The following is a 17,871-nucleotide window of genomic DNA, read 5'->3' on the forward strand; positions in this document are numbered from 1 at the left end:
CCGCCCCCCTCCCTCCACTTCCCTTCTCCCCCACCCACCCCCGCCCCCGCCCTCCTTCCCCCGGGGCAGCGGGCTACCAGCTTTGCGGCAGCGGCCGGCCCTCCTCGTAGCCGGCGGCCGACTGCACGCCCACGATGGCACGGTCACGGAACTGCGCCAGTGAAGCGGCCCCCGCATAGGTGAAGGAACTGCGCAGCCCCGCTGTGATCATGTCCAGCAGGTCCTCAACCCCCGGCCGGGCCGGATCCAGATACATCTTGGAGGTGGAGATGCCCTCCTCGAAGAGTCCCTTGCGGGCACGCTCAAACGCCTTGTCCCCCGAGGTCCGGTTTTGCACGGCCCGGGCCGATGCCATGCCGAAGCTCTCCTTGTAGAGCCGTCCGCCGGCATCGGTCTGCAAATCTCCGGGGCTTTCATAGGTGCCGGCAAACCAGGAACCAATCATGACCTGGCTGGCGCCGGCCGCCAGGGCAAGGGCCACGTCCCGCGGATAGCGCACACCGCCGTCGGCCCAGACGTGCGCACCCAACTGCGCAGCCGCAGCGGAACATTCCAAAACGGCTGAAAATTGTGGCCTGCCAACAGCTGTCATCATCCGGGTGGTGCACATGGCGCCGGGCCCAACCCCCACCTTGAGGATGTCCGCGCCGGCCTCCACCAGATCCTGCACACCGGCGGCGCTGACAACATTGCCGGCAGCCACCGGCACCGTGGGGGCCAGGGAACGCACGGCGCGCAGGGCGTCGAGCATTTTTTCCTGGTGGCCGTGGGCGGTGTCAACCACCAGCGCGTCAACGCCGTAGTCCAGCAGGGCGGCCGCCTTGGCTGCCACATCGCCATTGATGCCCACAGCAACTCCCACGCGCAGCCGGCCGGAATCATCCAAGGCCGGCTGGTAGATGGTGGAACGCAGGGCGCCGGTTCGGGTCAGCACACCCACCACCTCCCCGGTGCGCAAAACCGGCGCGTAGTCGGTTCCGGCGGAGTCCAGCACAGCAAAGGCGCTGCGTAGGGCCTCATCCGTGAGCGTCTTGGCCGCGGCAAAGTCCAGCGCGCCAGCATCGGCCTGGGCCCGGATCGCATCAAAGGGTGCCGCATCTAGGGTTACCACATTGGAGCGCATCACCGAGGCGAGGGAGGAAAACCTGTCAACGCCTTCGCAGTCGGCCCCGCGCACAACGCCCACAAAGTCGGTGCCGTCAACCACCACCACCGCATTGTGGGAACGCTTGCTCATCAGGTGGACGGCATCGATCACGGTATCCCCGGCGCCCATCAGGAGCGGGGTTTCATAAAGGGAGTCCCGCCGCTTGACCCACTCGGTGACGGATCTAAGGACGTCAAGGGGAATGTCCTGCGGCAATATGGCGATGCCGCCACGCCTGGCAACTGTCTCAGCCATGCGCTTGCCGGAGACGGCAGTCATATTGGAGACCACCAGCGGAATGGTGGTGCCGGTGCCGTCACCGCTGGATAAATCAACATCCAGCCGGGAGGTCACTGTGGAACGTGACGGGACAAGAAAAACGTCTGAATATGTCAGATCGGTGGCTGGCTGGTTAAGAAAACGCATGGCACTCCTTGCAACTGTTGGACAGTCGGCAGCCAGTAGGAGGATCTTGGGGCCGCCCGGATTTGAGTCTAACGAACAAGTTTGGCCGTTTAGCGCAATATTGGGCCCTTTCAGGGCGTTGAAAGGGGCGCGCCACATCACAGATTGGCCTACAAGCTAAATTGCTTACTAGACTTACTGCGGAACGGGTTTGTTGGACCCCAACCAACTTTCGAATAGGCTACGCAAGTTTGCGCCGTCAGCATCCGCCAGATTCGGGTGCCGTCGCCATGCGCAAGGTTGCACAGCGGGCAACAAGATCTCATGGAAGAGGCGTAATACACGTGCCAGAGCAATCCATCCACCGTCTACCCGAAGAATTTGGCGGCAACGAGTGGCTCGTCGATGAACTGTATGAGCGCTACAAGGGCGACAAAAGTTCAGTAGATGCCAAATGGTGGCCACTCTTTGAGGGTTTCGCTGCTGATGACGCAGCGGGCAACGGACGCCACACGGCCAATCACGCCACGCCCATTACCGCCCAGATCCCGGTGGTTCAAGCCGCAGCCCCTGCTGCCAGCACGACGCCGGCACCCGCCGCCGCTGTTCCGGCAGCTACCGCAGTGGCCCCCGCCGCGACGGCCGTACCGGTGGCTGCTGCCACTGCCGCCGCGAAGGCTCCGAGCGCTCCGCGTCCGCCGGCTCCTGCCAAGGATGCCGCCCGAACCGGCACCACCCCCATCCCGGCCCAGCTGCCCAAGTCCGCCAAGAACAATGCTGTTCCTGAAGAGGCTGTCCAGACTGTGCTGCGCGGCCCGGCCAAGGCCATCGCCGTCAACATGATCACCAGCCTGGAGGTGCCCACAGCCACCAGCGTGCGCGCCATCCCGGCCAAGCTGCTCATTGACAACCGGCTGGTCATCAACTCCAATCTGGCCCGTGCGCGCGGCGGCAAGGTCTCCTTTACGCACCTGATCGGCTACGCCGTCATCAAGGCGCTGGCTGCCTTCCCCTCCATGAACGTCTACTACGACGAGATCGACGGCAAGCCCGTTGCCGTTCAGCCGCCGCATGTGAACTTTGGCATTGCCATTGACATGCCCAAGCCCGATGGCACGCGCCTGCTCATGGTGCCGAATATCAAGCGCGCCGAAACGCTGAACTTTGCCGAATTCTGGCGCACCTACGAGGACTTGATCAAGCGCGCCCGCGCCGGCAAGCTCACGGCCGACGACCACTCCGGCACCACCGTTTCGCTGACGAACCCCGGCGGCATTGGCACGGTTCACTCCGTTCCTCGCCTGTCCAAGGGCCAGGCCGCCATCATTGGTGTTGGTGCACTTGACTACCCGGCGGAATACCAGGGCGCCAGCCCCAAGATCATCGCCCAGAACGCCGTCTCCAAGATCCTGACCCTGACCTCCACCTATGACCACCGCGTCATCCAGGGTGCCGGCTCGGGCGAATTCCTCAAGAAGGTCCACCAGCTGCTGCTCGGCGCGGAGAACTTCTACGACGAAATCTTTGAGTCGCTGCGCATCCCGTACGAGCCCGTGCGCTGGAGCCTTGACCTGCAGGTTGACCCGGCCGATGAGATCAACAAGGTTGCCCGCATCCAGCAGCTGATCCACTCCTACCGCGTGCGCGGCCACCTGATGTCTGACACCGATCCGTTGGAATACGTCCAGCGCAAGCACCCCGACCTGGACGTGCTCACGTACGGTCTGACTCTGTGGGACCTTGACCGCGAATGGCCCACGGGCGGCTTCGGCGGCAAGGCGAAACTGCTGCTGCGCGACATCCTGGGCGTGCTGCGTGACGCGTACTGCCGCACCACAGGTGTTGAGTACATGCATATTCAGGAACCCGAGCAGCGTGAATGGTTCCAGAACGAATTGGAGCACCCGTACTCCAAGCCCAGCCGCGAGGAGCAGCTGCGCATCGTGTCCAAGCTGAACTCCGCCGAGGCGTTTGAGACGTTCCTGCAGACCAAGTTTGTTGGCCAGAAGCGTTTCTCCCTGGAGGGTGGCGAATCCCTGATTCCGCTGCTGGACTCCATCATCTCCGACGCCGCCGACGACGGCCTGGACGAGGTTGCCATTGGCATGGCCCACCGCGGCCGCCTGAACGTGCTCACCAACATTGCCGGCAAAACCTACGCACAGGTCTTCCGCGAATTCGAGGGCACCCAGGACGTTCGCAGCGTGCAGGGCTCCGGCGATGTGAAGTACCACTTGGGTACCGAGGGTACTTTCACCTCCGACGCCGGCAACGAGACCAAGGTTTACCTCGCGGCAAACCCGTCCCACCTGGAAGCCGTCGACGGCGTCCTGGAGGGCATTGTCCGCGCCAAGCAGGACCGCTTGGACCAGGGCGAGAACTTCCCCGTGCTGCCCGTCATGGTTCACGGTGACGCAGCCTTTGCCGGCCAGGGTGTTGTTGCAGAAACCCTGAACCTTTCCCAGCTGCGCGGCTACCGCACCGGTGGAACCATTCACATTGTTGTCAACAACCAGGTTGGCTTCACCACGGCGCCGTCGTCCTCACGTTCCTCGGTGTACTCCACCGACGTGGCCAAGATGATCCAGGCCCCCGTGTTCCACGTGAACGGTGACGACCCCGAGGCAGTGGTCCGCACAGCCCAGCTGGCGTACCAGTTCCAGCAGCGCTTCCGCAAGGACGTTGTCATCGACATGGTCTGCTACCGCCGTCGCGGCCACAACGAGGGTGATGACCCCTCGATGACCCAGCCGCTGATGTACAACCTGATCGAGGCCAAGCGCTCGGTGCGCCGCCTCTACACCGAAGCCTTGATCGGTCGTGGCGACATCACCGAAGAGGAAGCCACGCAGCTGCTGCGTGACTACCAGGAACGCCTGGAACGCGTGTTTGCCGAAACGCACGCAGCCCAGACCTCCCCCATCCCGATCGTCACCAAGGATGCAGCGGCGGTTTCCGATCTGGAGCGCCCCATTGCGCAGCAGAGCGATTCCGGCGTGAACGATCCCCAGGTGACGGCCATCAGCGCCGAAATGCTGGCCAAGATCGGCTCCGTCCATATGGCCATCCCGGAAGGGTTTGAGATTCACCAGAAGCTCAAACCCTTGCTGGAAAAGCGTGAGGCAATGTCCCGCGAGGGCACCATTGACTGGGGCTTTGGCGAGTTGGCTGCTTTCGGTTCCTTGCTGATTGAGGGCGTACCGGTCCGCATGGCCGGCCAGGACTCTCGCCGCGGCACCTTCGTGCAGCGTCACGCAGTGTTCCACGACCGCGCCAATGGCAAGGTGTGGACCCCCTTGCGCGATCTGAGCGAAGACCAGGCCAAATTGTGGATCTATGACTCCCTGCTCAGCGAATACGCTGCCATGGGCTTCGAATACGGCTACTCCGTGGAGCGCCCCGACGCCCTGGTGGTGTGGGAGGCCCAGTTTGGCGACTTCGTCAATGGTGCACAAACCATCATTGACGAGTTCATTTCCTCGGCAGAGCAGAAGTGGGGCCAGCGTTCCTCACTGGTTCTGATGCTGCCGCATGGCTACGAGGGCCAGGGTCCCGACCACTCCTCGGCACGTATTGAGCGCTTCATGCAGATGTGTGCCGAAGAGAACATGATCGTGGCCAACCCGACCACACCGGCGTCGCACTTCCACCTGCTGCGCCGCCAGGCCTACCGCCGCCCCCGCAAGCCGTTGATCATCTTCACCCCGAAGCAGCTGCTGCGCCTGAAGGCTGCAGCGTCCTCGGTGGAGGACTTCACCACCGGCGGCTTCCGCCCGGTGATCGGCGAGCATGCAGCGCTGGCCAACAACGCAGTGGACCGCGTCATCCTGGTCTCCGGCCGCCTCTACTACGACCTCCTCGCGGCACGCGAGAAGGCTGGGGACACGAAGGCTGCCATCATCCGTGTGGAGCAGCTATACCCGCTGCCGCTGGAGGAGATCAAGGCTGAGCTGGCCAAGTACCCCAACGCCGAGCTGGTCTGGGCCCAGGACGAGCCCGCCAACCAGGGTCCGTGGCCGTTCATGGGCCTGAACCTGGCACCTGAGTTGGATCAGAAGCTGAACCGGGTTTCTCGCCCGGCATCAGCGGCCACGGCAACAGGTTCGGCAAAGAATCACGCCGTCGAGCAGACCCTGCTGATCAAGCAGGCGTTCGAGCGTAGCTAAAGCACCATGGATGCCCGGTCTGCATTATCAGGCCGGGCATCTTTTATTTGGACTTCAAATTTTGCATGAATGAAAGGGGCGCCGTGGATAAGCGGGAACTGCGCATTGTGGCTGTGGGGGACGAGTTGGTGGCAGGTGTGGGCGATCCCCGCGCCTTGGGCTGGCTGGGCAGGGTTTTGGCAAGGACCCCACAGGACACCGTCTCGGTTGAGCCGTTTGTCCTGGCCTGCCCCCGTGAGGGTACCGAGGCCCTCGCGGGGCGCTGGCTGCACGAGGCCGGCCGCCGATTTGATGATTTTCACGAGAACCGGCTGGTCATTGGCCTCTCCGGCCGCGACATTGAGTATGGCCTCTCTACCGCCCGCAGCCGGCTCAATCTTGCCAACATCCTAGATGGTGCCACCCAGCTGAACATTCCCGTGTTTGTGGTGGGCCCGCCGCCGTCGTTGGATCCGGCGTTGAACCGCAAACTGGCAGAGCTCAACGCGGCCTTTGCCGACGTCACCACCCGGCGCAAGCACCACTACGTTGACACCTTTGCCCCGCTGCAGAACCACGAACAGTGGCGCAATGACGTGGCGGCCAACGCGGGCTCCCCCGGCCAGGCCGGCTACGGCCTCATGGCCTGGCTGGTGCTGCACCGCGGCTGGTACCAGTGGCTGGACCTGCCCGAGGCCGTCTAGCTTCCCTTCAGATCTATGTGGCAGCTATTGGATCAAAAGCCCCGATTTCGTGGTTTTTGATCCAACAACTGCCACATAGATTTTTTTGTTTCCGGCGAGCCTGGGATTTTTCGCGATATATCTTGATCTGCACTTCAACGCGTTATATCGTGTTCTTCATAGACGCGATATAACGCGAATGAAGGAGTAGCTATGAATCAGGATTCGTGGTCCGTCAGCGACCCGCAAACACTTGAATTTGCCGGCGTTGCCGAAGTTAAGGTGGCTCTGGTCAAGGGCCGTTTTGACATTGTGGTCACCGAGGGGCCCACGGCAACGTTGGAAATCTCCGAGGTGGAAGGCCAGCCGCTGGAGGTGCGCTTCAGCAACGGGACGTTGAAGGTGGAGCACTTCAACGCCTCCAACTGGTTGCAGCGGCTGATCAACTTCCAGCAGGGCGCCAGCGCCGTCATCAGCATTGCGGTTCCGCCGGGAACGTTTGTCTCGGCAAGCACCGTCAATGGTGATGGCATGGTCAGCGGCAGCGCCAAGACCACCCTGCGCACGGTCACCGGGTCCCTCATGGCTGATGCAACCGAGGGACTGCTGACCCTTGACACCGTGAGCGGGGAGATTATTGCCCGCGACCACCGCGGCGATCTGGTGGCCAAGAGCGTCTCCGGGGAGGTCATGGCTTCGGGGGAGCTGGAGAACGTCAGAGCCAGCACCGTCTCCGGCAACGTCAGCTTTGACCTCCACGGCACGCCCCGGACCTTGAACGCCAAGTCCGTCTCCGGTGACATCACGGTCCGCCTGCCCAGGGCAGTAGGCGTCCATGTGACATCGACAAGCGCCTCGGGGACCCTGCTGCTGGATGAACAGCGCCACAGCAACTTGGGCCAAAACACCATGGCCGCCACCGGCCCGGCCTCCCCACGGCTCATTGCCCACACCTCGACAGTGTCCGGAGCTGTCTCCATTGTGTACGCCCCGGAAGAACCCCACCTGAACGTCTCCTTGACCAAGGAGGAGAACTGATGCCTCCTGTCTTCGCCCACGGTGCCCTGCGCCTCTACCTGCTCGCTGTGCTCGAGGAGGGCCCCCAACACGGCTATGAGATCATCCGAGCCTTGACCGACCGCTTTGGCGGCACCTATTCCCCCAGCGCCGGCACCGTGTACCCGCGGCTCGCTAAACTCCAGGAGGAAGGGTTCCTGGAGACAACCATGGAGGGGCGTCGCACCGTCTACTCCCTGACAGCCGCAGGACGGGCGGAGCTGGAACAGCGCCGCCATGAGCTGACAGAAGTGCAGGCAAGCATTTCTGCCTCCGTGCGCAGGCTCGCCGACGATATCCGCGTTGATCTCCAGGAGAACATGCGCAGCCTGCGTGCGGATCTGGCAGCCAGCGCCGAAAACGCGAAGGCTCAAGCCCGCCACGCAGCCCGCGACCCGCACCCTGAAACGGCCGGTACAGGCAATCACCTTAAGGAAGCCGAGTTCCTGTTGCAAAAATTTCGCGACGACCTACGCCTGGATCTGCGCCTGCACGCCGCCCGGAATGGAATGGACGAGCTGTCGCTAGAGACGCTGCGAACTGTCCTAAACCAGTCAGCCAGCGCCATTCGCGCCGCATTGAAGAAATGACCGGGCCACTCGGTTAGGCACGCAAGAGTCATTTATGCCAAAATGGGTACGGATCGTTTTTAAAGGTCTTTCTAGATGATTGGAGGCAGCTATGTCGAAGCGTTCACGTAAGCGTCGGGATCGTAAAAAGGGCGGCGCTAACCACGGTAAGCGTCCCAACACGTAAGTCTTGACGTAAAAAACAAAAGCCCGTTCCGCCATTCGGCGGGGCGGGCTTTTGTGCGCCTACGGCTAGGCTGGAGCTGTGGATAGCCCAGCACCTAAGTCCGGGAGAACGGCGTCGCGCCTTCTCTCCTACCAGCCCGCGGCGACGCCTGGGCAGCAACGGCCGGACATTGCCGACCGGGCTGACATCTTGCGGCTGGTTGAGGCCTTCTACACCGAAGCGTTTGCCGACGATCTCATTGGGCCCGTCTTCACGGAGGTGGTGCACATGGACCTGGAGCGGCACCTGCCCATCATGGCGGACTTCTGGGAGACAGTGCTGTTCAGGGCCGGACTCTACAAGCGCAATGCGCTGAAGATCCACTTTGACATCTCAGCCAGGGAACCGCTGACTCTGGAGCACTTCAACAGGTGGCTACGGCTGTGGAGCCGCACCGTGGATGGCCTTTTCGCTGGCGAGAAAGCTGAGCTGGCAAAAGCCCAAGCCCACGTGATTGCCGGCTCCATGCACCGCCGGGTGAGCGGCCGCCCGGCTAGCGCCCACAGCACCATCGGGCTGCGGCAGGACTAAGCTGCGGCAGGACTAGCCAGATGCAGGACTAGACGGATGCAGGTTTGCTCTCGTGCAGGCGGGCCAAAATGGCTGCCTTGAGGGTTTCCGGGGCAGCTTCCTTGCAGGAACGCTTCACCACCGTGCGGATAACGCATTCAAGATCGTACTGGTGCGCACAATCCTCGCAACCGTCCAGATGGGCTTTGATCTCGGTGAGGTCATCCACGGACAATGCGCCGTCGAGGTACTCGTAGATCCGACCGATCCGTTCGTCGTCGCAATCGCCGAGGCTTTGGCAGTCGCCCATGATTATTTCTCCGTTTCCGTCATTTGAGTGGCGTCCTTGACGTAGCCGCGATCCACGGCGTAGTCGGCCAACATATCTCGTAAAAGCTTCCGTCCCCTGTGCAACCGTGACATCACGGTGCCAATGGGGGTGTTCATGATCTCTGAAATTTCCTTGTACGCAAAACCTTCCACGTCGGCAAAATACACCGCGAGTCGGAACTCCTCCGGGATGGCCTGCAAAGCGTTCTTCACATCTGAATCCGGCAAGTGGTCCAGCGCGTCGGCCTCGGCCGAACGCAGGCCGCGGGAGGTGTGCGATTCTGCCCGGGCCAGTTGCCAGTCCTCAATGCTGTCTGCATTGGACTGCAGGGGCTCACGTTGCCGCTTGCGGTACAGGTTGATGTAGGTGTTGGTCAGAATTCTGTACAGCCACGCCTTCAGGTTGGTGCCGGGCTTGTACTGGTGGAAAGCCGAGAAGGCCTTGGTGTAGGCCTCCTGCACCAGATCCTCGGCATCACTGGGGTTGCGGGCCATGCGCATGGCTGCGGAATACAGCTGGTCTACATAGACCATGGCATCACGCTCAAAACGCGCACGTCGCTCCTCGGTGGTCTCGGTGGCAACATCCACCGCTTCCACATCGGTGCGCGCAACGGCTGGCTCGATGGTTTGCTCAGGCTCGGAAATGTTCATCACTGTTGAGTCTATGCTCAGACTCAGCTTCAGGGGTGCCGGATGGCTCAGTGTCTGCATTGCCGCCTTTCCTTCGCGTGGTTTGTCCGCGCAGCCAGCCCCCTGAGGAACTGCCGCATACCTACTAAACCCGGGAACGACGTCGGATATTCCGCAAACACGGCATCAGCGAAAGAGACGTGGGAGACTTAGACACAGCACTAGCCTTCCGTTGGGCCAGCAGAAACGCCAGCGGAAAGACTAGAGCACAACCAAGGAGGCCTACTTGTCCATTGTTCGCGCACTTGCCCGCCCCATGTTGGCATCATCGTTCATCCTCGCCGGCCTTGACCGGCTGCGCCACGCAGACCAGACTGCCGCCCAATTGAGGCCGGTCTTGGGGCCGCTCAGCGCCGCTTTGCCCATCGAGGCGAGCGAGAAGACTTTGGCACGCGTGCTGGCCGGGACCCAGGTTGGCGCAGGCATTTTGCTGGCCACCGGGAAGTGCTCCCGCGCAGCAGCCGTGGTGCTCGCCGTGACGGCGGGGCTGAACACAGTGGTGGAGTATCGCAACGCCGAGCCCAGCAGCAAGGAAATTCGCTCCCACCGCCGCAACCAGCTGGCCAAGAACATTGGCCTGATTGGCGGGGCACTGCTGGCGAGCGTGGACACGGCTGGACGCCCCGGCTTGGCCTGGCGTGCGGAAAAGCTGATCGAATCCGGCAAGAAGACCACCCACAAGCAATTGAAGAATGCGGACAAGACGGTCCGCGCGCTAGCTCACGACGTGACAGGACAGTAATTACCCATGACCGCAGCCCATTGGCCCGCACCCTTCTCCACAACACCCTTGGACGCCACAGTCACCATCCCGGCCTCCAAGTCGCTGACCAACAGGTATCTTGTCCTCGCCGCCATTGCCGACGGCGAATCGCGCTTGCGTGCGCCCCTGCAGTCCCGTGATTCCGATCTGATGATCGGCGCCCTGCGTGCCATGGGCGCCGGCATCGCCGAAGTGCCCGGCAGCGGCGCGGTCCCAGACCTTGTGGTCACACCCATTCCCGCCGGATTTGTGGCACCCGCGGGCGGCATCACCGTGGACTGCGGTCTGGCCGGTACCGTCATGCGCTTTGTTCCCCCGCTTGCCGCACTGGTCAAGGGCCCTGTGACGTTCGACGGCGATCCCGCGGCCCTGGTGCGACCCATGGCTCCCGTTGTGGTTGCGTTGGAGGGCCTTGGCGTGCGGGTTGAGGATGGCGGGGACGGCTTCCTGCCCTTCACCGTGCATGGCACCGGAGCTGTTGAGGGCGGCCACGTGGGCATTGACGCCGGCGGGTCCTCGCAGTTCATTTCCGCCATGCTGCTGGTTGCCGCTCGCTTTGCCCAGGGCCTGCACCTGGAGCACACCGGCGACTCCGTGCCCAGCGTTGACCACATTTCCATGACGGTGGAGATCCTGCGGTCGGTGGGTGTTGTGGTTGACGACTCCACCCCGAACCACTGGAAGGTTGCCCCCGGCCCCGTCGCCGCCTTCGACGTGGTCCTAGAACAGGACCTCTCCAACGCCGGTCCGTTCCTGGCGGCCGCGCTGGCCACCCGCGGCACGGTGCGCATTCCCAACTGGCCTGCCAACACCACCCAGGTGGGTGACAAGTGGCGTGAAATCCTGCCCCAGTTCGGTGCAACTGTCACCCTCGAAGACGGTGTCTTGACCGTCACGGGAGGCCCCGACATCCACGGCGTGGATATCGCTGACACCAGCGAGCTGGCACCGTCTGTGGCGGCCCTGTGCGCCCTGGCCTCAACACCGTCACGCCTGCGCGGCATAGCGCATTTGCGCGGGCACGAAACCGACCGCCTGGCAGCCCTAGTGGCTGAAATCAATGCCCTGGGCGGCAACGCCGAAGAGACCGAGGACGGGCTCATCATCACCCCGGCACCCCTCCGCGGCGGAGAGTTCCACAGCTACCACGACCACCGCATGGCCACCGCCGGCGCCATTATCGGCCTGGCCGTGCCCGGCGTCGAGGTTGAAAACATTGGCACCACGGCCAAGACAATGCCCGATTTCCCGGCCATGTGGGCCGCCATGGTGGCACAGACAGCAGCCGCCAGCACCTCCGACGTTAGCGCGTAAGGCCATGGCAAAGGACTACAGCAACTGGGACGAATCCGACGTCCGGGTCAGGGCCAACAAGAAGGGCAGCCGGCCGCGCACCAAGGACCGGCCCGCGTACGAGGAGGCCGTCATTGGCCGCATTGTCACGGTTGACCGCGGGCGCTACACAGCCATCATCGATGAGAATGAGCCCACCGAACGCACCTTGATAGCCGCCAGGGCCCGGGAACTGCGGCGCAATCCCGTGGTGGCTGGCGACTTTGTCGCGCTGGTGGGCGATGTCACGGGCAGGCCGGATACGCTAGCCCGGTTGGTCCGGATCGAGGAGCGCCGGACGCTGCTGCGCCGTAGCGCCGATGACACCGACCCTGTGGAGCGGGCCGTGGTGGCCAATGCCGACCAGCTGGTCATTGTGGTGGCTGCTGCCAACCCCGAGCCCCGCACCGGCTTCATCGACAGAGCCCTAGTGGCCGCCTACGACGCCGGCATTGCGCCGTTGCTGTTGATCACCAAAACGGATATCAAGGATCCTTCCGAGTTGCTCGCCAACTACGAGCACCTGGATATGACTGTCATCATCAGCCGGACGGCGGCCGACGGCGCCTCAGGCATCGACGCTCGCAGCGACGACGGCGATTCGGCCCTGTTGGCCGGCGGCGCCGTGGAGCAGCTGCACAGCTACCTCGACGGCAAGGTCAGCGTCATGGTGGGCCACTCCGGTGTGGGCAAATCCACCATGGTGAACGCCTTGACGGGTTCGCGGCGGGCCACGGGCGGCGTCAACGCTGTCACGGGCCGTGGGCGCCACACGTCCTCGTCGGCGCTTGCTCTGCGCATCGAGGACGGCAAACCCGGCTCCTGGATCATCGACACCCCCGGCATCCGTTCCTTCGGGCTGGCCCATGTGAACCCGGACCGGATCCTGCAGGCCTTCCCGGACCTGCAGCCCGGCACCGACGACTGCGAACGTGGTTGCAAGCATGACACTGCCGCAGTGAACTGCGGACTGGACCCCTATGTGGCCGCCGGGCTCGCGGGCGACGCCGGAGCCGCCCGCCTTGCCTCGCTGCGCCGCCTACTAGGCACCAGCGACAGGACAGAGGGCCGCGCTGCCGAGAAGGAACTGGGCATCATCGAGTAATCCCCACCTGGTTCGACGCCTGCGCACCCTACCCGGCCTATGTGGCGCCACTCTTGAAGTGGCGCCACATTCGTCAACAACCACGCGTAGGCGTACAACCGAGCATCATCAGCGGGCCCGAGGGCGTCGGAACCGGTGTTTGGCCCAAACCGCGATAGCGTGATGTACATGACGATTGAACCCCAGACGTACAACGACGACCTCCGCCTGGCCCATGTTCTGGCGGACAGCGTGGATTCGCTGACCATGGCCCGTTTCAAGGCCCTTGACCTGGAAATTGAGACGAAGCCGGACCTGACGCCCGTAACGGATGCCGACAAGGCCGCCGAGGAGTCGATCCGCAGCCAGCTGGCCCGGGTCCGTCCGCGCGATGCCGTGCTGGGCGAGGAGTTTGGCAGCACGGGCCATGGAACGCGGCGCTGGATCATCGACCCCATTGATGGCACCAAGAACTTTGTGCGCGGCGTGCCTGTCTGGGCCACGCTGATTGCCCTCGTGGATGAAGGCCGTCCCGTGGTGGGCTTGGTCAGCGCCCCCGCCCTGGGCAAACGGTGGTGGGCTGCCGAGGGAACCGGCGCGTACATGGGCAAGTCCCTGGCCGCGGCCACCCGCATTCGCGTCTCCAATGTTGCCGAGCTCAAGGACGCCTCACTGTCCTACTCATCGCTGAGCGGTTGGGCCGAGCGGGGCAACCGCGATGAGTTCATTGCCCTGACCGACGACGTCTGGCGCACCCGTGCGTACGGCGATTTCTGGTCATACTGCATGGTGGCCGAGGGCAGCGTGGACATTGCCTGCGAGCCCGAACTCAACCTGTACGACATGGCCGCCCTGGTGCCGATCGTGACGGAGGCTGGCGGCCGCTTTACCTCCCTGGAGGGCGCTGACGGCCCCTTTGGCGGCAACGCCCTAGCCACAAATTCCATCCTGCACACAGAGGTTTTGCAGCGCCTGAATCCCAATTGGGATGACCTGCTGGGCTGATCCAAGGCATTTGGCTCAAGCGTATTAAGTACGACGGCGGCTTCCGCCGTCGTTCTTTTTGCCCGCCTCCCGCTGGCCTGCAGGCAGCCTCCGGGCAGCCTCCGGGCAGCCCGGCGGTAACGCTGCGTTCATGACGTAACAAATGCGGGAAGCAATTTCTTGGGCTAATCTTTTTGGCATAGGTCACGAGTGCCAGCGCTAAACCCCGGTTTGCTGGCCGGCAACCCTCCTTTCGCGGCGGGGTGCCCCGGGTGACGACCTGGCCAGGCCGGAGCGGTCATGGCAAGCGCGGACTCCTTGGCTCCTCCAAGGGTCCAAAGGTGTCAAAGGAATTACCCATGAGCTACGCCCTTTTGGAAAAAACTTCCCTCGCAGAGTCCCCTCTTCTGCCCGTGGTGGGCCAGGAATTGGCCGCCCCCCTGATCCAGGGCGGGCATGTGCGCTACGCCAACCTCGACTACGCCGCCTCAGCCCCTGCCATTGAGGAAGTTGCCGCCCACCTGAACGAGGTCCTGCCGTACTACGCCAGCGTGCACCGCGGCGCAGGGTTTGCCTCCCAGGTCAGCACCTCCGTGTACGAAAATGCCCGCAGAATTGTGGCCAGCTTTGTGGGCGCCCGTCCCGATGACACAGTCATTTTCACGCGCCACACAACGGATTCCCTGAACCTTTTGGCCGGCTGTGTGCAAAGCATCCTGACCCAGAGGGGCTTCACCGAGGGCCGCTCCAACGCCCACGGCGAGGTCCTATACCTGGACATCGAACACCACGCCAACCTGTTGCCGTGGCAGGCACTGCCCCACCGTTCGGTGGTGGCCGCGGATTCCATCGCAGCAACCCTGGCCCGCGTGGAGACCCAGTTGCGGGCCGGAAACGTGCTCTTGCTGGCCGTCACGGGCGCCTCCAATGTCACCGGCGAGGTGCTGCCGGTCAACGAGCTGGCAGCCCTGGCCCACCACTATGGGGCCCGTATTGTGGTTGATGCGGCGCAGCTGGCCCCGCACCGCCGGATTGATCTGGCGGCCAGCGGCATCGACTACCTGGCCTTCTCCGGCCACAAGCTGTACGCCCCCTTCGGCTCGGGTGTCCTGGTTGGCCGTGCGGACTGGCTCGACGCCGGCAAGCCGCATTTGGCCGGCGGCGGGGCCGTGCGTGAAGTCCGGCTCGAATCAACCAGCTGGAGTGACGGCCCGGCACGCCACGAGGCCGGCTCCCCCAACGTGCTGGGCGCCGCCACCCTGGCCAAAGCGGCCGCAGCCCTGGCGGCGCTCGACGCACACGACTGGCACAGCCACGAGCAGCAGCTGCGCGGGCATCTGGTGGCCGGTTTCGCCGCGATTGAGGGCGTCAACGTCCATTCGCTGTTCACCGATTCCGCGGACTACCCGGAGTGCGGCAGCATCGGCGTGGTGAACTTTTCCGTCACCGGGTACGACGCCGGTTTGGTCGCCGCGTACTTGTCGGCCGAGCACGGCGTGGGCGTGCGCGACGGCAAGTTTTGCGCGCACCCGCTGTTGAACCGTTTGGGTTTGCCCTCGGGTTCATTGCGCGCCAGCTTTGGCGTGGGGTCCCGGCTTGAGGACGCGCAGCGCCTGATCAACGGCGTGGCCGCCCTGCTGCGCGACGGCCTCGGCTGGGACTACGTGGTTGACGCCGGCCGTTGGGTCCCCGCCAACGATAACCGCGAGTACCCGCACTGGGCTCCAAACACCCCGGGCACCGCCGGCGCAGCCCCCTGCAACACCTGAGCCACGCACCCGCTCCCCCGGGGTAAAGTTGAACGGGCAAAACGGCACAACTTTATGGGAGCACCATGGCAGGGGTAGGCGGACCGGTCTTCGACGAGGAGCGGCGCAAACATATGGCTGCGGCATTTCTGGAGGGCGGAAGCCATTACCACCAGGTCCGCCCCAGCTACCCCGGCGATTCCCTTGACTGGTTGATCGCCGGCTCCCCCCGCCCCATCCGGGACGCCCTCGATGTGGGCGCCGGAACGGGGAAGTATACTCAGTTGCTGGCCCGGCACGGGTGGACGCTGACGGCGGTGGACCCTTCGGCTGACATGCTGGCCCAATTGGCCGCCGAGTTGCCCCACGCCACCACCATGGTGGGCACGGCCGAACACCTGGAGCTGCCGGCCGGATCCATGGACCTGGCTGTGGTGGCGCAGGCCTGGCACTGGTGCGACCCCATCGCTGCCAGCACCGAGATTGCCCGCACGCTTCGCCCCGGCGGCAGCTTGGGCTTAATCTGGAACCAGCTCGACGTCGGCATCCCCTGGGTTCACCGGCTGGCACGGATCATGCACGCCGGCGACGTCCACAAGGCTGACTTCCACCCCACCATTGGCAAGGAATTCGCCGCCCCGCAAGCGCACAACACCCGCTGGAGCCAATCGTTGACGCCGGCGGCCATCATGGAACTGGCCAAGTCCCGCAGCTACTATCTCAAGGCCGCCGACCCCATCCGCGCCAAGGTCATGGCCAATCTGAGCTGGTACCTCCTTGACCATCTGGGGCACTCCCCGGGCGAAGAGCTCGAGCTGCCCTACGTGGCCCAGACCTGGCGCACCCACAAACTCGGCTAGGCTCACCGGCCCTGCCGGGGTTTTCAACGAATGCCCAGCGGCTGACCTTCTCCGGGCGGGCCTAGCGGTAGGCTGGAATACGTGAAACAAACTGCCACCTCCTCCAGCATCGAGGACTACGTCAAGGTCATCTATGCCTACACGGAGTGGCAGGACAAACCCATCACCTCCACAGCCCTGGCCACCCGCCTGGGCGTGGCCAATTCCTCGGTTTCGGAAATGGTCCGCAAACTCAAGGACCAGGGCCTGGTGGACCACCAGCCGTACAGCCCCATCCACCTGACTGAGAGCGGCCTGTCCCTGGCGCTGTCCATGGTGCGCAGGCACCGGCTGCTGGAAACCTACCTCGTCAGCGAGCTTGGCTACACCTGGGATGAGGTGCATGACGAGGCCGAACACCTGGAGCATGCCGTGTCCGAGCACTTCATCGAGCGCATGAGCGCCAAGCTGGGCCATCCCACCCGGGACCCCCACGGTGACCCCATCCCGGACCCGGATGGCCGGATCATCATGGCCCCCTCACACCGGCTCGACGAGCTCGACGCCGGCCACAGCGGGCGTGTCAGCCGCATCAGTGACCACGACCCGGAACTGTTGCGCTACCTGGAGCAGCATGGCATTGGCCTGGATACGGCCCTGCAAGTGTTGCGGCTGCTGCCCTTCGGCGCCGGGATTGAAGTCCAAAGACTCAATGCCCCGCACGACGCCGGGCCCCTGGCCCTGGCGACCGAGGTGACGGTTTCGCTGTGGCTTTCATCGACCGGTTCACACCCCGGCTGTTCCGTGCAGGACCTGACCGGCGGCTCCCTCATGAGTCCGCACGCATCAGCGCCAGGCAGCTAGTCCGGGTGGCGCCTGGCACTGGCGCACCCTTTTCCTGAGGCGGCTAGCGGACTCTGCGGCCCTGCTCCCGCTCGCGGCTGATCGGGCGGCCCAAATCAGCTCCCCCAGCTTCTGCCCCATCCAAAGTGCTCTTGGTTCCGAATGACCTATGTTGCGCCCTGGCAATTCATTGCCGCGCAGCAACGTGAATCGTGACGAGAACACTAGGAGATAAACCATGCAGAAGTCAGCTATGCACATCGCAAAGATCACAGCCGTTGCGGCCCTTGCCCTGGGCGGATTCGCCGTGGGCGCAGGTCCTGCCAGTGCCGCCACGCAGGACCCTGCGGCACCGAGCATCAGCGCCCCGGCGTCGTCAACGTCCATTCTGGGTGGCAACTTCCTCAATGGAACTCTCATCTCCGGGCCCTTGGTGGGCGCACCCCTGATCAACGGGCCCCTGGTCTCCATCCCGTTCGGCCCCTTCCAGCTGGGCCAGTTCCAGTAGCTGGCA

Annotated in this window: 17 protein-coding genes and 1 riboswitch; of the genes, 14 read left to right on the forward strand and 3 right to left on the reverse strand. The window is 63.9% G+C overall.

The features are described from left to right. Positions 1–73: 73 nt before the first annotated feature. Positions 74–1,573, reverse strand: a complete 1,500-nt coding sequence (gene guaB1, locus ACX80Q_RS15000) for a GMP reductase (RefSeq protein ID WP_459331336.1) — start codon at positions 1,571–1,573, stop codon at positions 74–76. A 323-nt stretch (positions 1,574–1,896) separates the two neighbouring features. Here guaB1 and ACX80Q_RS15005 point away from each other — a divergent pair, with 323 nt between their 5' ends. From ACX80Q_RS15005 to ACX80Q_RS15030, 6 genes are all read left to right on the forward strand, one after another. Beyond that, on the forward strand, positions 1,897–5,718 hold the full coding sequence (locus ACX80Q_RS15005) for a multifunctional oxoglutarate decarboxylase/oxoglutarate dehydrogenase thiamine pyrophosphate-binding subunit/dihydrolipoyllysine-residue succinyltransferase subunit (protein WP_459331337.1): 3,822 nt from the start codon (positions 1,897–1,899) through the stop codon (positions 5,716–5,718). Between the two features lie 83 nt (positions 5,719–5,801). Next, entirely contained in the window at positions 5,802–6,401 is a 600-nt protein-coding gene (locus tag ACX80Q_RS15010; RefSeq protein ID WP_459331338.1) for a GDSL-type esterase/lipase family protein, read from the forward strand. Positions 6,402–6,593: 192 nt separating this feature from the next. Beyond that, positions 6,594–7,418 carry a DUF4097 family beta strand repeat-containing protein gene (locus ACX80Q_RS15015; protein WP_459331339.1) on the forward strand — a complete coding sequence of 275 codons (825 nt, stop codon included), beginning with the start codon at positions 6,594–6,596 and terminating at the stop codon, positions 7,416–7,418. Then, positions 7,418–8,026 carry a PadR family transcriptional regulator gene (locus ACX80Q_RS15020; RefSeq protein ID WP_459331340.1) on the forward strand — a complete coding sequence of 203 codons (609 nt, stop codon included), beginning with the start codon at positions 7,418–7,420 and terminating at the stop codon, positions 8,024–8,026. Before ACX80Q_RS15015 ends, ACX80Q_RS15020 begins: the two co-directional genes overlap by 1 nt. 91 nt (positions 8,027–8,117) lie before the next feature. Then, a complete protein-coding gene (locus tag ACX80Q_RS15025) occupies positions 8,118–8,192 on the forward strand; it encodes a 50S ribosomal protein bL37 (RefSeq protein ID WP_370739471.1) in 75 nt (24 codons plus the stop codon). A gap of 78 nt (positions 8,193–8,270) precedes the next feature. Continuing rightward, entirely contained in the window at positions 8,271–8,762 is a 492-nt protein-coding gene (locus ACX80Q_RS15030; protein ID WP_459331341.1) for a group III truncated hemoglobin, read from the forward strand. A 28-nt stretch (positions 8,763–8,790) separates the two neighbouring features. On the opposite strand, the gene rsrA is transcribed toward ACX80Q_RS15030, so the two are convergent. After that, complete coding sequence (gene rsrA, locus ACX80Q_RS15035; RefSeq protein WP_459331342.1) at positions 8,791–9,051, reverse strand: mycothiol system anti-sigma-R factor; 261 nt, start codon at positions 9,049–9,051, stop codon at positions 8,791–8,793. 2 nt (positions 9,052–9,053) lie between these two features. Further along, positions 9,054–9,725: a sigma-70 family RNA polymerase sigma factor gene (locus ACX80Q_RS15040; RefSeq protein ID WP_459331362.1), complete on the reverse strand. Its 672-nt coding sequence runs from the start codon at positions 9,723–9,725 to the stop codon at positions 9,054–9,056. A 265-nt stretch (positions 9,726–9,990) separates the two neighbouring features. On the opposite strand from ACX80Q_RS15040, the gene ACX80Q_RS15045 reads away from it, so the two are divergent. The 8 genes from ACX80Q_RS15045 (at position 9,991) to ACX80Q_RS15080 (ending at position 17,865) form a co-directional block, all read left to right on the forward strand. Continuing rightward, the gene (locus ACX80Q_RS15045; protein WP_459331343.1) at positions 9,991–10,506 is read left to right on the forward strand and encodes a DoxX family protein; all 516 of its coding nucleotides are present in this window, start codon (positions 9,991–9,993) and stop codon (positions 10,504–10,506) included. Positions 10,507–10,512: 6 nt separating this feature from the next. After that, complete coding sequence (aroA, locus tag ACX80Q_RS15050) at positions 10,513–11,841, forward strand: 3-phosphoshikimate 1-carboxyvinyltransferase (RefSeq protein WP_459331344.1); 1,329 nt, start codon at positions 10,513–10,515, stop codon at positions 11,839–11,841. A 4-nt stretch (positions 11,842–11,845) separates the two neighbouring features. Beyond that, complete coding sequence (gene rsgA / locus ACX80Q_RS15055; protein ID WP_459331345.1) at positions 11,846–12,964, forward strand: ribosome small subunit-dependent GTPase A; 1,119 nt, start codon at positions 11,846–11,848, stop codon at positions 12,962–12,964. A gap of 168 nt (positions 12,965–13,132) precedes the next feature. Beyond that, entirely contained in the window at positions 13,133–13,948 is an 816-nt protein-coding gene (gene hisN, locus ACX80Q_RS15060) for a histidinol-phosphatase (RefSeq protein WP_459331346.1), read from the forward strand. A 181-nt stretch (positions 13,949–14,129) separates the two neighbouring features. Further along, a riboswitch (SAM riboswitch) is annotated at positions 14,130–14,243 on the forward strand. Between the two features lie 43 nt (positions 14,244–14,286). Next, entirely contained in the window at positions 14,287–15,696 is a 1,410-nt protein-coding gene (locus ACX80Q_RS15065) for an aminotransferase class V-fold PLP-dependent enzyme (RefSeq protein WP_459331347.1), read from the forward strand. A gap of 65 nt (positions 15,697–15,761) precedes the next feature. Further along, the gene (locus ACX80Q_RS15070) at positions 15,762–16,535 is read left to right on the forward strand and encodes a class I SAM-dependent methyltransferase (RefSeq protein ID WP_459331348.1); all 774 of its coding nucleotides are present in this window, start codon (positions 15,762–15,764) and stop codon (positions 16,533–16,535) included. A gap of 81 nt (positions 16,536–16,616) precedes the next feature. Next, positions 16,617–17,378 carry a metal-dependent transcriptional regulator gene (locus ACX80Q_RS15075; RefSeq protein WP_459331349.1) on the forward strand — a complete coding sequence of 254 codons (762 nt, stop codon included), beginning with the start codon at positions 16,617–16,619 and terminating at the stop codon, positions 17,376–17,378. A gap of 217 nt (positions 17,379–17,595) precedes the next feature. Then, positions 17,596–17,865 (forward strand): hypothetical protein, encoded by a 270-nt coding sequence (locus ACX80Q_RS15080; RefSeq protein WP_459331350.1) that lies wholly within the window; start codon positions 17,596–17,598, stop codon positions 17,863–17,865. The last annotated feature ends 6 nt before the right edge of the window (positions 17,866–17,871 follow it).

This window comes from Arthrobacter sp. HLT1-20 (assembly GCF_054510895.1).

Excerpts from the sequence above, each read along its gene's own strand:
- rsgA (WP_459331345.1), top strand. The coding sequence starts at position 11,846 with ATGGCAAAGGACTACAGCAACTGGGACGAATCCGACGTCCGGGTCAGG.
- rsrA (WP_459331342.1), bottom strand. The coding sequence starts at position 9,051 with ATGGGCGACTGCCAAAGCCTCGGCGATTGCGACGACGAACGGATCGGT.
- ACX80Q_RS15070 (WP_459331348.1), top strand. The coding sequence starts at position 15,762 with ATGGCAGGGGTAGGCGGACCGGTCTTCGACGAGGAGCGGCGCAAACAT.
- hisN (WP_459331346.1), top strand. The coding sequence starts at position 13,133 with ATGACGATTGAACCCCAGACGTACAACGACGACCTCCGCCTGGCCCAT.
- ACX80Q_RS15020 (WP_459331340.1), top strand. The coding sequence starts at position 7,418 with ATGCCTCCTGTCTTCGCCCACGGTGCCCTGCGCCTCTACCTGCTCGCT.
- ACX80Q_RS15065 (WP_459331347.1), top strand. The coding sequence starts at position 14,287 with ATGAGCTACGCCCTTTTGGAAAAAACTTCCCTCGCAGAGTCCCCTCTT.
- aroA (WP_459331344.1), top strand. The coding sequence starts at position 10,513 with ATGACCGCAGCCCATTGGCCCGCACCCTTCTCCACAACACCCTTGGAC.
- ACX80Q_RS15080 (WP_459331350.1), top strand. The coding sequence starts at position 17,596 with ATGCAGAAGTCAGCTATGCACATCGCAAAGATCACAGCCGTTGCGGCC.
- guaB1 (WP_459331336.1), bottom strand. The coding sequence starts at position 1,573 with ATGCGTTTTCTTAACCAGCCAGCCACCGATCTGACATATTCAGACGTT.
- ACX80Q_RS15040 (WP_459331362.1), bottom strand. The coding sequence starts at position 9,725 with ATGAACATTTCCGAGCCTGAGCAAACCATCGAGCCAGCCGTTGCGCGC.
- ACX80Q_RS15015 (WP_459331339.1), top strand. The coding sequence starts at position 6,594 with ATGAATCAGGATTCGTGGTCCGTCAGCGACCCGCAAACACTTGAATTT.